Origin of the sequence: Hydrogenovibrio sp. JE_KL2 (assembly GCF_009296185.1) — a bacterium.
Classification (GTDB): domain Bacteria; phylum Pseudomonadota; class Gammaproteobacteria; order Thiomicrospirales; family Thiomicrospiraceae; genus Hydrogenovibrio.
Window position 1 is genome coordinate 25410 of record NZ_WBJR01000002.1, and the last position, 13910, is coordinate 39319.

17 protein-coding genes and 1 pseudogene are annotated in these 13910 nt (G+C 44.0%); 12 read left to right on the forward strand and 6 right to left on the reverse strand.

What is annotated here, in order from left to right:
* Nucleotides 1–83: 83 nt before the first annotated feature.
* From ccoG to ccoN, 6 genes are all read right to left on the reverse strand, one after another.
* Complete coding sequence (gene ccoG, locus F8R13_RS04435) at nucleotides 84–1556, reverse strand: cytochrome c oxidase accessory protein CcoG (protein WP_152832138.1); 1473 nt, start codon at nucleotides 1554–1556, stop codon at nucleotides 84–86.
* A gap of 128 nt (nucleotides 1557–1684) precedes the next feature.
* Entirely contained in the window at nucleotides 1685–1831 is a 147-nt protein-coding gene (locus tag F8R13_RS11455; RefSeq protein WP_172967694.1) for a hypothetical protein, read from the reverse strand.
* Between the two features lie 71 nt (nucleotides 1832–1902).
* Nucleotides 1903–2802: a cytochrome-c oxidase, cbb3-type subunit III gene (gene ccoP / locus F8R13_RS04440; RefSeq protein ID WP_152832139.1), complete on the reverse strand. Its 900-nt coding sequence runs from the start codon at nucleotides 2800–2802 to the stop codon at nucleotides 1903–1905.
* 23 nt (nucleotides 2803–2825) lie between these two features.
* Nucleotides 2826–3008: a hypothetical protein gene (locus tag F8R13_RS04445; RefSeq protein WP_152832140.1), complete on the reverse strand. Its 183-nt coding sequence runs from the start codon at nucleotides 3006–3008 to the stop codon at nucleotides 2826–2828.
* Nucleotides 3001–3828, reverse strand: coding sequence for a cytochrome-c oxidase, cbb3-type subunit II (gene ccoO / locus F8R13_RS04450; protein ID WP_152832141.1), 828 nt, complete (start codon nucleotides 3826–3828; stop codon nucleotides 3001–3003). Before ccoO ends, F8R13_RS04445 begins: the two co-directional genes overlap by 8 nt.
* Nucleotides 3829–3901: 73 nt before the next feature.
* Nucleotides 3902–5332: a cytochrome-c oxidase, cbb3-type subunit I gene (ccoN, locus tag F8R13_RS04455; protein WP_152832142.1), complete on the reverse strand. Its 1431-nt coding sequence runs from the start codon at nucleotides 5330–5332 to the stop codon at nucleotides 3902–3904.
* Between the two features lie 416 nt (nucleotides 5333–5748).
* On the opposite strand from ccoN, the gene hisB reads away from it, so the two are divergent.
* The 12 genes and pseudogenes from hisB (at nucleotide 5749) to F8R13_RS04515 (ending at nucleotide 13842) form a co-directional block, all read left to right on the forward strand.
* Nucleotides 5749–6336: an imidazoleglycerol-phosphate dehydratase HisB gene (hisB, locus tag F8R13_RS04460; protein ID WP_152832143.1), complete on the forward strand. Its 588-nt coding sequence runs from the start codon at nucleotides 5749–5751 to the stop codon at nucleotides 6334–6336.
* Nucleotides 6336–6968 (forward strand): imidazole glycerol phosphate synthase subunit HisH, encoded by a 633-nt coding sequence (gene hisH, locus F8R13_RS04465; protein ID WP_152832144.1) that lies wholly within the window; start codon nucleotides 6336–6338, stop codon nucleotides 6966–6968. Before hisB ends, hisH begins: the two co-directional genes overlap by 1 nt.
* A gap of 31 nt (nucleotides 6969–6999) precedes the next feature.
* Nucleotides 7000–7743, forward strand: coding sequence for a 1-(5-phosphoribosyl)-5-[(5-phosphoribosylamino)methylideneamino]imidazole-4-carboxamide isomerase (hisA, locus tag F8R13_RS04470; RefSeq protein WP_152832145.1), 744 nt, complete (start codon nucleotides 7000–7002; stop codon nucleotides 7741–7743).
* 12 nt (nucleotides 7744–7755) lie between these two features.
* Entirely contained in the window at nucleotides 7756–8529 is a 774-nt protein-coding gene (gene hisF / locus F8R13_RS04475) for an imidazole glycerol phosphate synthase subunit HisF (RefSeq protein WP_152832146.1), read from the forward strand.
* Entirely contained in the window at nucleotides 8526–8855 is a 330-nt protein-coding gene (locus F8R13_RS04480; protein ID WP_152832147.1) for a phosphoribosyl-ATP diphosphatase, read from the forward strand. Before hisF ends, F8R13_RS04480 begins: the two co-directional genes overlap by 4 nt.
* An 82-nt stretch (nucleotides 8856–8937) precedes the next feature.
* Nucleotides 8938–9258 (forward strand): histidine triad nucleotide-binding protein, encoded by a 321-nt coding sequence (locus F8R13_RS04485; RefSeq protein ID WP_029912177.1) that lies wholly within the window; start codon nucleotides 8938–8940, stop codon nucleotides 9256–9258.
* 162 nt (nucleotides 9259–9420) lie between these two features.
* Nucleotides 9421–9663 (forward strand): Sec-independent protein translocase subunit TatA, encoded by a 243-nt coding sequence (locus tag F8R13_RS04490; protein WP_152832148.1) that lies wholly within the window; start codon nucleotides 9421–9423, stop codon nucleotides 9661–9663.
* Between the two features lie 40 nt (nucleotides 9664–9703).
* Nucleotides 9704–10198 carry a Sec-independent protein translocase protein TatB gene (gene tatB / locus F8R13_RS04495; protein ID WP_152832149.1) on the forward strand — a complete coding sequence of 165 codons (495 nt, stop codon included), beginning with the start codon at nucleotides 9704–9706 and terminating at the stop codon, nucleotides 10196–10198.
* Between the two features lie 3 nt (nucleotides 10199–10201).
* Nucleotides 10202–11299 (forward strand): twin-arginine translocase subunit TatC, encoded by a 1098-nt coding sequence (gene tatC / locus F8R13_RS04500; RefSeq protein ID WP_152832150.1) that lies wholly within the window; start codon nucleotides 10202–10204, stop codon nucleotides 11297–11299.
* Nucleotides 11268–11543, forward strand: a complete 276-nt coding sequence (locus tag F8R13_RS11805; protein ID WP_172967695.1) for a DUF255 domain-containing protein — start codon at nucleotides 11268–11270, stop codon at nucleotides 11541–11543. Before tatC ends, F8R13_RS11805 begins: the two co-directional genes overlap by 32 nt.
* 12 nt (nucleotides 11544–11555) lie before the next feature.
* Nucleotides 11556–13151 (forward strand): annotated as a pseudogene (locus F8R13_RS04510) (thioredoxin domain-containing protein); the annotation flags it as partial.
* 4 nt (nucleotides 13152–13155) lie between these two features.
* On the forward strand, nucleotides 13156–13842 hold the full coding sequence (locus F8R13_RS04515) for a zinc metallopeptidase (protein ID WP_152832153.1): 687 nt from the start codon (nucleotides 13156–13158) through the stop codon (nucleotides 13840–13842).
* Nucleotides 13843–13910: the final 68 nt, after the last annotated feature.

Below are 13910 nucleotides of genomic sequence, written 5' to 3' on the forward strand. Positions count from 1 at the left end.
AAAAGCCCTAGAATTCTAGGGCTATCATTATATAGTATTGTTTCTTTTTTATAATTGATTAGTCTGACAAAAGTCTTGAACTGCTAACGTGGTCTTGGGCCAATGAACATACTGTCGTAGTCGGCTTTAATCGCTGGCTTATCCATGTCTTGTACATGAATTTCGATCGGCGTATTAATTTCCTTCAAATCCTGTGTGGGAATTCTCACTAAAATCTCCGCTGTTCCAACTTCACCTGGGATAACATGCAGCTCTTTGTCCACGATATACATTAGTGATTTAGGACCTGTAACCGTAATTTTTGCATTCATAGGCTTATCAGTTTTATTCACCACTTTTGCATAATATTTGTTCTGAATCGTTCCATCACTCATTTGTACAAAGAGTGGTGCACGCTCATGTAAAACTTTTATATCAATCGGAGACATCGTTAGCAGCCCCCAAACTAGCATTGCTGCCGCAAAAGTCATAATGCCTGTGTAAACAAGTACCCTTGGTCGTTTAAATAACGGTACAAAAGGTTTACCTGCAAATTCTGCCAAAGAAGCATAGCGAATCAAACCTATTGGTTTTTTGATTTTTTCCATCACAGAATCACAAGCATCTATACACAAGCCGCAGGTAATACAACCAAACTGTTGACCTTTACGAATATCAACCCCCGTAGGACACACCGCAACACAAAGGTTACAGTCAATACAATCACCTAGTTGTGGCGCCTCTTCACCTGGCTTCGCGCGTCTCATCCGGCCACGAGGTTCACCTCGATCAACATCGTAAGTCGGCACAACGGTTTCTGTATCAATCATTGCTCCCTGAATACGTGCATATGGACAAAAGCCTATACAAACCTGCTCTCGCAAAAAGCCCGCAAAGAAGACCGTTGCAGCACCTAGCCCCAAAATAATAGAGGTCTCGGTAAACGTCCATTCAAACTTGAACAAGCGATACCAAAGATCAAATGCAGGATCAAAATAGGCAACAAATGAAAAGCCTGTCAAAAACCCTATCGCAGCCCAAGCAACCCATTTTGGAAATTTAGTTCTGATTTTCTTAAAACTTACAGGCTCATTGTCTAGTGCAATTCGTTTGTTAGGCTGCCCCTCAAACTTTTCTTCTATCCAAGTAAAAGCATCCATCCAGACAGTATGGAAACAGGCATAACCACACCATAAACGACCCGCAACTGCTGTCGTAGCCGCCAGTAACAAGGCAAAGAACAATAAAATCATTGCCAACATCCAAATATCCTGCGGCAAAATAGTTACCCAAAAAATATGGAATTGTCGATCAGCTAAATCAAACAAGATTGCTTGATTACCATCCCAACGTAAATACGGCGACAAAAAGAAAATGGACCATAACGCCATGACAATCCATTTCACATTACGAAACTTACCCGAAATCCTTTTTGCATGAACTGTCCCTTCTGTATGAACAGTTAACAACTCAACCCCAATATTCTGAAGGTTCTTATTGGAGGTGTTCATTTCGTCAAGCAAAGATGCCATGTGGTTCGAGTCATTTGACTTCATTTCTTTTTGTACATCTGACATTACTTATTCCTAGTAAGTTAAAAACGAAAAAATTGTATAAGAAACGGTGCTTATTTCCTAAGCAATGTTTTTTATACAATTAAATAAATGAATTATAAAAAAGGCCTAAAAAGATAGGCCTTTAAAAATTAATTGTTGGAAGAGTCATCTTCCTTTTTTTCTAGTCCTTCAATTCCTCTAGTCGCTTTCCACGCAAAACCAACCAAAACAATAATCGTTGCAACTACCGCTGCAATTGAGACCCATAGAACCATATCGCTATTTAAGTCATTCATACCCAACCTCCATTGATTTAGATCAATTTTCTTTACACAAAAAAAAGGAGAACCTAAGTTCTCCTTTAATTCTATTGTCCACCACCTAAAGAATAAACATAAACTGCTAAGCGTTTAATATTAACCTCTGGATTCGGTAACCTTTCTTTAAATGCTGGCATAACCGCATTTCTTGTGTGAGCAATCAACTCACCATTTTTCTTAACATTCACACCATATTTAATGGTTCTGATAACGTCATCTTTATCACCCGCAAAACGCCAGATGTGATCTGTTAGGTTTGCAGCCCCCGCAGGTGCCAATGGCTTACCAGCAGGTCCGTGACATGCAAAACACATCCCTTTAGTATAAACAGCCTTACCAGCCGCTACACTTGGATCGTTGCCTTTACCATTAGATAAAGCGATTACATAATCAGCAACATGGTTAATGTCTTCATCAGTCAAGTTGCCCATCATACCTCTAGCCGGCATGTTACCAATACGACCATTAGTAATAGTGGCTTGGATTTGAGCTGGTTTACCACCCCACAACCAATCATCATCAGCTAGAACAGGGAAATCAGGGTTACCTTGACCACCTGCACCATGGCACGCTGCACAGTAATCACCAAATAGCATTTTTGATGTTTTAACAGCGTAAGTTGTCAAATCTTTATCTTTCAAGATTTGATCAACTGATAATGCCGCCAATTTTTCTTCTTGATCAGCGAACTTTTTCTTACGCCAGTCTTTTAGGACTTTATAGTCTTCATGGTATTCACCAACCTGAGTCCAACCCGCTAAACCTTTAGTATGCGAATGCTCCAACGGAATCGTTGGATAGTAAAGCGCATAAAAGATGATCATAACAAAACCAGCATAGAAGGAAAGCATCCACCAAAGAGGAGGCGGATTATCCAATTCGCGGAGATCCTCATCCCAAATATGCCCAGTATTTCCTTCGTCTGGCCATGGATTATGATGTGCCATAATTTATTCTCCTCAGAATAATTTTAATCTTCGTCTAGAATTTTGTATTTTTCTTGCTCAAGCTCTTTTCTTTTACTTGGGCGAAGGGTACGCGCAAAAGTAATCAGCATACCGAAAAACACAACAACCGTAATCGTTAACCCAACCCAGTCTGAGGTCGTCATCGAACCCCAGTCTGTGCTGAAATATGCCGAGATATTACTCACGGTAAGATTTACTATCGTCTAGTTTAACCATCGTACCCAACACTTGCAGATACGCTACCAAAGCATCCATTTCCGTATAACCTTGGATTGCTTTATCAGCGTTTGCGATTTCTGCATCGGTATAAGGTACACCCAACTCACGCATGACTTTCAAACGCTCTTTCATGTCACGCTTAGTGCCGAAGAAGCTTTTTGAAATTGGGTTTTCAGCTAACCATGGATAAGCCGGCATAACTGATTCCGGAACCATATCCTGTGGACGCATCAAATGCATTACGTGCCATTCGTTAGAATACTTACCACCAACACGAGCCAAATCAGGACCAGTACGTTTTGAACCCCATTGCATTGGGTGGTCGTAAATTGATTCTGTTGCTAGTGAGAAGTGTCCATAACGCTCGCGCTCATCACGGAAAGGACGAATCATCTGGGAGTGACAAATATAGCAACCCTCACGCAAATAAATGTCACGACCAGCAAGTTCTAGTGGAGTATATGGACGAACACCATCACCTGGTTTCCAATCACCAATTACCCACTTCCCATTTTTATCCTGTTTGTACAAAGCCTTGTCTGAAACCAACTTACCATCAGCATTTACAGTAAAGGTTCTGTGCCATACAAGTTCAGGGAACTTTTTGTTTTCTAGGTTTCCATATTTATCTGTTTTTTCAGTGTAATCAACAGCACTTTTTAGATAGAACAATGGAACAATTTCTACGATACCCGCGATGGATACCATGAAAGCAGTTGCTAAAAACAACCCGAAAATATTTCGTTCTAGGCGTTCTTGCAAATTTCTTGGTTTACTATCTGACATGAGTCTATGCTCCTCAACTCATAATTTATCTAACTTGCGGGAGACTTATACAGCTCTCCCGCAATCCTCAGCATTAAGCTTGGGCAGCAACTGGCGCTGACTGTCTTGCTTCGGCAGTTCTAATTGTCATTACGATATTGAACAACATAACAACCGCTCCAGAGAAGAACAAGAAACCACCAACTGTACGCATTACATAATATGGATGCATAGCAGCTACAGACTCAGCAAAAGTATATGCCAACGTACCGTATTCATCATACGCACGCCACATCAAACCTTGCATAATCCCTGATACCCACATAGCAACGATGTAGAACACAGTTCCGATAGTCGCCAACCAGAAGTGGAAGTTAATCAACTTCATTGAGTACATTTCAGTTTTCCACAGTTTCATAACCATGTGATAAATCGCACCGATAGAAACCATCGCAACCCAACCTAACGCACCAGAGTGTACGTGACCGATAGTCCAGTCAGTATAGTGAGACAAGGCGTTTACTGTTTTAGAAGCCATAACAGGCCCTTCAAACGTTGACATTGCGTAGAACGCCAATGAAATGATCAAGAAGCGTAAAATATAGTCAGTACGCAATCTATCCCAAGCACCTGAAAGCGTTAACATACCGTTCAACGCACCACCCCATGAAGGAATGATCATCGCTAGAGAGATTACCGCACCCAAAGAACCTGTCCAGTCTGGAAGAGCTGTGTATTGCAAGTGGTGAGCACCCAACCATACATAACCGAACATCAATGCCCAAAAGTGGATAACTGATAGACGATATGAGTAGATAGGACGTTGTGCTTGCTTAGGTACGAAGTAGTACATGATTGCAAGGAAACCAGCAGTTAGGAAGAAACCTACCGCGTTATGCCCCCACCACCACTGAATCATGGCATCTTGAACACCAGAGAACAGAGAGTATGAACGGAACAAAGAAACAGGAATCGCCAAACCATTTACTACATACAAGTAAGTGATTGCGATCATCATTCCAAGGAAGAACCAGTTGGATACATAAACGTTCGGATGCGTTTCTTTATTTCTAGAAGCAATCGTCATCACGAAGTTCAAAGTATAAAGCGTCCAAACAAGAGCAATTGCGATAGCCAAAGGCCACTCTTGTTCATGGTACTCTTTACCTGTGGTCATACCCAAAGAAATCGTAACAACTACTGCCAACAGACCAACAGTGAACAGAATTGCTGTTACCCAAGCCAGACCATTGCTCCACAGTCTTATACCATTTGTACGCTGTACGGTATAGAAAGCAGTCGCCATCAACGTCATACCACCAAACGCGAAAATAACCGTATTGGTGTGCATTACGCGCAATCTAGCAAACGTAATCTCAGGAATATCAAAGTTTAAAACCGGCCAGGCAAGTTCTGCAGCAGCGTAAGTACCAAACATAGTACCGACAACTAAAAACACAACTGCACCAACCGTTAGGTACTTAACCACACCATTGTCATATTGTGGCTTTGCGATAGTATCCATTAGCTGGATCCCCCTTTTAGTCAAAATTAATTCAACCCCAATCAAAAAATAAATTGGTTATTGAAGTCCCTCAGGCGGCATTATAAACATTAATCAAAAATCTGCTTGTGCCAAAGCAGACAAAAAATTAATATAAATCAAGAAAAAGCACTGAAGCCTCAACACTTTATTCATTTTTCATGAAGCTTTCACATTCATTAACTCGGCAATTATCTCAAAGAACCCCCATAATTTCAGCCTTTATAAGACAAATTTTTTTTATACCACACATTAGAGTTTCTTAATTCTTTTCGCGATTTAGCAAATCCCACTACCCTAGCATCAAACAGACTTAGCATCACATTTCACTCAAACTCAGCAACTTTTTTTGAAAACCACTATAATATTCGCAACTTGATTACCCAGGACTTTTACACATGCGACATGCATTCATCGAAAGAGCGACGCTTGAGACACAAATAAAGGTTTCTATCAACTTAGACGGCACAGGAAAAGCCAGCCTTGATACAGGCGTACCTTTTTTTGAGCACATGTTGGATCAAATTGCTCGCCACGGACTGGTTGACCTAGACATCGAAGCAAATGGTGACACACATATTGATGACCACCACACAGTGGAAGATATTGGCATCACGCTTGGTATGGCCCTGAAAGAAGCTGTTGGTGACAAGAAAGGCATTCAACGTTATGGACATGCCTATGTCCCATTGGATGAAGCACTTTCCAGAGTGGTTATCGACCTTTCCGGAAGACCTGGACTAGTTTTCAATGCAGACTTCACCAAAGGCTCTATTGGCAGCTTCGACACAGAGTTAGTCTATGAGTTCTTCCAAGGCTTTGTGAATCACGCACAAGTGACGCTGCACATTGACTGTTTAAGAGGTCACAATGCACACCACCAGGCAGAAACCATTTTCAAAGCTTTTGGCCGCGCATTGAGAATGGCGCTGACGAGTGATGAACGCATGGCAGGCGTTCTGCCGTCAACAAAAGGTGCCCTTTAATGGCAAAACACGTTGTTGTCGTTGATTACGGAATGGGAAATCTGCGCTCGGTTGCTAAGGCTGCCGAGCACATGGCAGATGATCAAACAAAGATCATCATATCAAGCCACCCTCAAGACATAGACTCTGCCGATGCCATTATCTTCCCGGGTCAAGGCGCAGCCAAGGCCTGCATGCAGGCTTTAAATGAAACCGGCATGATTCATAGCCTGCAAAAAGCGGCTAATGAAAAACCTTTTCTCGGCATTTGCATGGGGCTTCAAGTGTTAATGACACACAGCCAAGAAAACAACGGTATTGACTGCTTGAATATTTTAAAAGGGGATGTTGTTCAATTTAATCTAACGGCACACCCAGAACTAAAAATGCCTCACATGGGCTGGAACCAAATCCACCAAACTCAAGAACACCCGCTTTGGCATAAGATTCCACAAGACAGTCGCTTTTACTTTGTACACAGCTACTATGTCATGCCAGAAACACCAGAGATTATTGCTGGTGAAACCACTCACGGCACCAAGTTTACGTCAGCCATCGCCAAAGACAACTTATTCGCGATTCAAGCACACCCAGAAAAGAGCGCCGAATCTGGCCTACAACTCTTCAAAAACTTCTTGAATTGGCAACCCTAAAATTAACAACTAAAGATTTAACCTACTGAATATGCTACTAATTCCTGCTATTGATTTAAAAGACGGCCAATGCGTCAGACTACGCCAAGGCATTATGGAAGATGCAACCGTATTTTCCGGGGACATCGTTGCCATGGCGCAACGTTGGGTTGATGAAGGCGCACGACGCCTACACATGGTCGACTTGAACGGCGCCTTTGAAGGCAAACCCGTGAATGGCGACGCGGTCTACCAGGTCAGAGAACATTTCCCAGAGTTACCAATCCAAATCGGCGGTGGTATCCGCGACTTACAAACGATTGAAGCTTACTTAAACGCTGGCGTCAGCTATTGCATCATTGGCACTAAAGCCGTCCACAACCCTGAATTTGTTGCCGAAGCATGCAAAGCATTCCCTGGTCACATCATGGTTGGACTTGACGCTAAAGACGGAATGGTTGCAATCAACGGTTGGGCAGAAGTTACTGACCACCATGTCGCAACACTGGGCAAACAGTTTGAAAACGATGGCGTCGATGCCATTATCTACACCGACATTGGCAGAGACGGTATGATGCAAGGCGTCAACATTGAGGCAACTCAACAGTTGGCACAAGCATTGAACATTCCGATTATCGCTTCCGGCGGCATCACCAACCTAGACGACATCAAAGCGCTAGCAACCATTGAAAGCGATGGTGTCATTGGCGCCATTACCGGACGAGCCATCTACGAAGGAACTCTAAACTTCAAAGAAGGCCAAACTCTTTCCGACCAGTTGTCTGCGTCTCATTAATTAGGGCAAACCATGAGCTTAGCGAAACGTATCATCCCTTGCTTAGATGTCGATAATGGACGCGTCGTCAAAGGCGTGCAATTTGTCGACATCCGCGATGCCGGCGACCCGGTTGAAATCGCCAAGCGTTACGACGAACAAGGTGCCGATGAAATTACTTTCCTCGACATTACAGCGACTGCCGATGATCGTGCAACCATGGTTCACGTTGTCGAAGAAGTCGCCAGCCAAGTATTCATCCCATTAACGGTAGGTGGCGGCATTCGTACCGTCGAAGATATCCGTCGCATGCTAAACGCTGGCGCAGATAAAGTCGCCATCAATTCTGCAGCCATCTTCAACCCTGCCTTTGTTCAAGAAGCCTGCGATACTTTTGGCTCACAATGCATTGTTGTCGCTATTGATGCTAAAAAAGTTAGTGTAGCTGGCGATTCAGACAAATGGGAAATTTTTACCCATGGCGGACGAAGAGAAACTGGTATTGATGCCATTGAATGGGCTCGAAAAATGGAAGAACTCGGCGCTGGCGAACTTCTGGTCACCAGCATGGACAGAGATGGTACAAAAATTGGATTTGATCTGGAATTGACACGCACCATTGCTGACTCGGTCAACATCCCGGTCATTGCATCGGGTGGTGTTGGTGAACTTAGTCACCTAACCGAAGGGGTTGTATCCGGCCATGCCGAAGCTGTCTTGGCCGCCAGTATTTTCCACTTTGGGCAACACACTGTACAAGAAGCCAAACAAGCCATGCAAAAAGCAGGCATTGAGGTACGACTATGAGCGAACTTCTGCAACAACTTGACGAAGTCCTAGAAAACAGAAAACAAGAATCCGCCGAGGACTCTTACGTCGCCAGCCTTTACCATAAAGGTCTCGACAAAATCCTTAAGAAAATCGGGGAAGAAGCAACTGAAACGGTCATGGCCGCAAAAGACTGCGACAACTCCTCAGACAAGTCACACCTTGTTTATGAGGTGACCGACCTTTGGTTCCACTCCTTGGTTTTACTCCACCAACAAGGCTTAACCAGCCAAGACATCCTTCAAGAACTTGAACGGCGTTTTGGACTTTCTGGCCATGTTGAAAAAGCCAATCGTAGCGAATAGAATTTAACCCCTTTTCTTTGTTTACGGCATCAAAAGTGCCTACTAGAAAACAAAGTAATATGACTCTCACAAGGAAAGCATCATGACTCTTGAAAAAAGCATTTTTAGCAAAATCATCGATCGTGAGTTGCCTGCTGATATTATTTACGAAGACGAAAAATGTATCGTCATCCGTGACATCAACCCAAAAGCACGCATCCACCTTCTTATTATTCCAAAAAAGCAAATCGCCACACTCTTTGACCTTTCACCAGAAGACAAAGACCTGATGGGACACATGATGCTGCTTTTGCCACAACTGGCTGAGTCTCAAGGACTTGATGGATTTCAAACACGAATCCATACAGGAGAAAGTGGCGGACAGGAAGTATTCCACATCCATATCCACTTATTAGGAAAATAAATTTAAGCATTAAATGCTTTAAACAAGTCATAAACTTTTTTTAACGAAAAACGCCTATTTCAAAGCGAGTTTTTTGTACGTTAAGTTATTGACTCTGCTAATATTAGCAATCACTTTTTTGAACCCCTATTTGTAAATGCGTTCAATGACTGGAGAAATAGAATGGGCATTAGTATTTGGCAATTATTAATTATCTTAGCAATCGTTTTGGTTTTATTCGGTGCTAAGCGTCTTCGCAACGTAGGAACAGACCTAGGTAGTGCGATCAAAGGCTTCAAAAGCGCCGTCAAAGAAGAAGAAAACAAAGACGCTGAAACGACTACCGAGCAAAAGCTTGAGAAGAAAGAAGGCGAAAATGTCTTTGACGTAAAAGCTGAAGAGAAAAAAGAAAAGCCTGACGCTTAAGCGTTAAGCCTTCGACCTTCTTTAATATTTCGCATTTCCTATGTTTGATATTGGCTTTACCGAAATCCTACTCGTTCTCGTGGTGGCGCTTATCGTCATCGGGCCTGAACGCATGCCTGAAGTTGCCCGAAAAATTGGGCAATTTATCGGTAAAACCAAACGCTTTATTAACAGCGTCAAAGAAGATAGCGAAATCAGTTCCGCAGTGCGCGAGCTTCATGACTCCATCAATTTAGATGAAGAGAAAAAAGCCATTGAATCGGTTTCCGACAGCCTACACGATGATTTCAGCCAACTTCAACAAGACTGGGAAGTAGAAGAAATCTCCCGACCAACTTTTGGTGGGTCAGAACCTGTCACTTCGACTGAATCTCAATTCAATAAAGCGCCACAACAGCCGGTCTTACCGAGTGCGGAACCTGACAAAACAGCCACAAAGCCTGCTGCTACTGATAAGGCTGCTAGCGAAGAAAAAGCTGTCAAAACTGACACACCAGCTGAAAAAGAACCCGCTCCACAACAAGAGAAAGCTTAGTCCATGAGTTCATCTGCCTTACCGCCTCATGATCAGGAAATGACGCTCGTTCAACATCTGCTTGAGCTGAGAAACTCAATGACTAAAGGGATTCTTGCCATTTTGGTCGCTTTCTTGGCACTCTTTCCTTTCGCAAATGAACTTTATACCTACATTTCCGAGCCGCTGACACGCTTTTTGCCTGCCGGTGCAAGCATGATAGCAACCGGTGTTGCATCCCCTTTCTTAACACCTTTTAAATTGAGTTTGGTCTTGGGTGTGTACGTTGCTATGCCGGTTCTTCTCTATCAGGCTTGGCGCTTCATCGCTCCTGCACTGTATTCGCACGAAAAACAACTGGTCGCACCAATTCTGTTTTTCAGCTCGTTCCTGTTTTATGCCGGTGGCGCCTTTGCTTTCTATGTGGTATTCCCTTTGGTATTCGGCTTCTTGTCGACCACTGCACCCCATGGCGTGACCATCGCAACCGACATCTCGCTCTACCTCGACTTCGTTATCAAAATGTTCTTTGCCTTTGGGGTAGCATTTGAAGTACCGGTGGTCGTTGTCATCCTGATTTTAACGGGTATGGTGTCTGCCGAGAAACTAACTCATGCACGCCCTTATATCATTGTGGCAGCCTTCGTTATCGGTATGCTGTTAACCCCACCGGATGTGGTTTCTCAAACCATGCTGGCGGTTCCGATGTGGTTACTTTATGAAACGGGCGTGATAGTCGGTGCTTATGTCAAAAAGCGACGTGACAAGGCAAAAGCTCTGCGTGAAGCTAACGAAGCTGAATCCGAAACCGAAGAGAAACAAACTTCTGGAGAAGCGAAAACTTCGGCAACAACGGCTTCCGCGGCAGCAACTTCAACCTTTACGCCAAACCCTGTACCGGACGATATTGAATTTGACGACCGCTATGCCGATCAAGTTGATTCATTAGAAGAGGACGAAGATTGGGATAATGCCTTTGATGAAATCGATGCAGAATTCCAAGCGCTTGAAGAAGACTACAAAAAACGTCAAAATGACGAGTCACCTCAAAATAGCGACGGTCAGGATGAACCTCAAAACGAAGCGAAAGATGACGCTTCAGAAGAGAAGCCTAAATCTTAAAGAATATGCCTGCCATCAGTTGATTACACAACTGATGGCGCTCGGCAGTTCGCTACACGCCATAAAGCCTTTGCTCACTGGCTTCGCACTCCTTACAGCTATTTTCGCCCTGCCGTCTCAAGCCAACGAACTTCCAAACCACTTCAATAGCAACCAACTTGATAACAATCCATCGCCTTACCTCTCAATGCACGCGTCCGACCCTGTTCATTGGCAGACTTGGCAAGCCAGCATTCTCCAATAGGCGCAGCAATCCAACAAAATCATCATGATCTCAAGTGGTTACTTTTCGTGCCATTGGTGTCATGTCATGCAAAGTGAAAACTATCGGAATCAGCAGGTCGCTGACTACCTCAATCAACATTTTATTTCCGTCAAAATCGACCGAGAACTCATGCCCGACCTTGATCGTTACCTGATTGAATTTGCCCGCAAAGCCTCTGGGCACGCTGGCTGGCCTGAGCACGTTTTTCTTACACCTCAGGGTTATCCTTTTTTTGCACTGACTTACCAACCTCACCAACAGTTCATAAAAACCCTCAAACGCATACAGTTGCTTTGGCAAAGTGATCCAGACAAAATCATCAACACTGCAAAGAAGGCGATTGCCGAAGACGCACATAGCCCTATCACCGATAAAAAGCGCGTTACGCGGCAGCAATTCCAGCACAACTTTTTCCTCACTTTGAGCAATCAGGAAGATACACTCAGCGGCGGGCTGAAAACTGAAAACAAGTTCCCAAAAGCGCCCCTGCTGCTATCACTACTGACTTACCCGAATTTATCAGAAGATCAACAGGACTGGTTGGTTCTGACCCTGACGCAAATGCAGCAACAGAACCTTCAAGATCACATCAACGGTGGGTTCTTTCGTTACACGATTGATCCCGAGTGGCAAACACCACACTTTGAAAAAATGCTCTACACACAAGCCTTATTGGCTAAAGCCTATTTCATTGCCGCCAAGCGCTTTCAACGAAAGGATTTTTTGCATACAGCAAAGGCAACGATAACCTATGTGGAAAAGCACCTTTACAACCCGAAAACACAGCTTTTTCTCAGCAGTGAATCCGCCATAGATCAACAGGGGTTTGAAGGCGGCGACTACCTCTGGACAAAAACAGAGTTGAAAGCCGCACTGAACGACGACGAGTATCAACAAGCCTCTCAGGACTGGCATTTGGATCAGCCCAACCATCCAGCACCCTTTAACAAGCATAGTGAAACACCGGCTTGGCTACCAAAACCAACCCATCAAAACTGGCAAGCGATTCAAACCAAACTGGTGCGCCCGATTAACAACATTCCAAAAGACAGTAAAAGTATTTTGGGCTGGAACGGGCTCATGCTATCAGCCTATGCTGAGGCGGTAAAATCTGAACCCAACAACCTAGACTATCATCAGCAAGGCAACCAACTTGCCAAACGACTGTTGGATGCTTTTAATCAAACCACTGGGCAGAAAAACAATGCGCCACGTGCTTATTCAAAAGACAATCGCCCCATGGGCAGCGCAACGCTTCAAGATTATGCATTTGTTTTTCAAGGGTTAAGAGACTGGCAGAGCGCAACAAAGAACAGTGTCTTCACAAACATACTGCAGCAACTTTCAAAGCAGGCGCATGCACGATTTTTCACCGCACAAGGCTGGCTTTACACCTCAGCGCCACTGCTTCCTGGACAAGTTGGTGGCTGGGCGATTCCCGATGATGCACTCCCTAGCCCAACTGCGATCTTTGACTGCACCCAACCTGGTAGATTTTGGCAATCGGATTCACAAGCTGCTTCACAACTCAGCACTTCACCGCTAGACTATGCGTCTTATTTAAATTGTCGAAACCATACTGACTGATTCCATGGCATTCCTGATTATTGCGTTTGTTCTTTTGTTTATCATCACCAGCGTACCGAGCTTGTGGACCAAACATATCCTCAATAAATACAGCAAACCGCACCCTGACATTCCGGGCAGCGGTCATCAGTTCGCCGAACACCTAATCAACAAATACCAACTTGCTATTCGTGTTGAAGAAACTCAGGAAGGCGACCATTACGACCCTATCAATAAGGTTGTCAGACTTTCATCGGAAAACTACCACGCCAACTCACTGACCGCCATCACTACGGTTGCCCATGAAATAGGTCATGCCTTACAAGACCAAGCGAATTATGAACCGCTAAAGCAGCGTACCGTGTTAATCGAACGTGCAAGATGGATGCAACAGATGAGTGGTATCGCTTTAATGGCGACGCCGATTTTGATTCCCTTGATGCATACGCCAATGATTGGTTTGGTAACGTTTGCCGCAGGCTTTATCGGCATGGGTGTGCCGGTTATCATTCACCTCAGCACCTTGCCGGTGGAGTTTGATGCCAGCTATAACCGAGCCCTGCCTTTATTGAAAGAAGGCAATTATCTAAATAATAAAGACCTGAAAACCAGCAAGAGAATTCTCACCGCTTGCGCCATGACTTATGTTTCCGCATCCCTATCCAGCCTGTTCAACTTATGGAAATGGTTGCGTGCGCTGAAACGACATTAACAATAGCGCCACTAAGCATCACAACACCAAAAATCTACCAGGTCGGGGTAGCCTTGAAACAGCTATAG

Coding starts and splice junctions, on each gene's coding strand:
- ccoO (WP_152832141.1), bottom strand. CDS start 3,828: ATGTCAGATAGTAAACCAAGAAATTTGCAAGAACGCCTAGAACGAAAT.
- F8R13_RS04515 (WP_152832153.1), top strand. CDS start 13,156: ATGGCATTCCTGATTATTGCGTTTGTTCTTTTGTTTATCATCACCAGC.
- hisA (WP_152832145.1), top strand. CDS start 7,000: ATGCTACTAATTCCTGCTATTGATTTAAAAGACGGCCAATGCGTCAGA.
- ccoN (WP_152832142.1), bottom strand. CDS start 5,332: ATGGATACTATCGCAAAGCCACAATATGACAATGGTGTGGTTAAGTAC.
- tatB (WP_152832149.1), top strand. CDS start 9,704: ATGTTTGATATTGGCTTTACCGAAATCCTACTCGTTCTCGTGGTGGCG.
- F8R13_RS11805 (WP_172967695.1), top strand. CDS start 11,268: ATGACGCTTCAGAAGAGAAGCCTAAATCTTAAAGAATATGCCTGCCAT.
- tatC (WP_152832150.1), top strand. CDS start 10,202: ATGAGTTCATCTGCCTTACCGCCTCATGATCAGGAAATGACGCTCGTT.
- ccoG (WP_152832138.1), bottom strand. CDS start 1,556: ATGTCAGATGTACAAAAAGAAATGAAGTCAAATGACTCGAACCACATG.
- ccoP (WP_152832139.1), bottom strand. CDS start 2,802: ATGGCACATCATAATCCATGGCCAGACGAAGGAAATACTGGGCATATT.
- hisB (WP_152832143.1), top strand. CDS start 5,749: ATGCGACATGCATTCATCGAAAGAGCGACGCTTGAGACACAAATAAAG.
- hisH (WP_152832144.1), top strand. CDS start 6,336: ATGGCAAAACACGTTGTTGTCGTTGATTACGGAATGGGAAATCTGCGC.
- F8R13_RS04490 (WP_152832148.1), top strand. CDS start 9,421: ATGGGCATTAGTATTTGGCAATTATTAATTATCTTAGCAATCGTTTTG.
- F8R13_RS04485 (WP_029912177.1), top strand. CDS start 8,938: ATGACTCTTGAAAAAAGCATTTTTAGCAAAATCATCGATCGTGAGTTG.
- hisF (WP_152832146.1), top strand. CDS start 7,756: ATGAGCTTAGCGAAACGTATCATCCCTTGCTTAGATGTCGATAATGGA.
- F8R13_RS11455 (WP_172967694.1), bottom strand. CDS start 1,831: ATGAATGACTTAAATAGCGATATGGTTCTATGGGTCTCAATTGCAGCG.
- F8R13_RS04480 (WP_152832147.1), top strand. CDS start 8,526: ATGAGCGAACTTCTGCAACAACTTGACGAAGTCCTAGAAAACAGAAAA.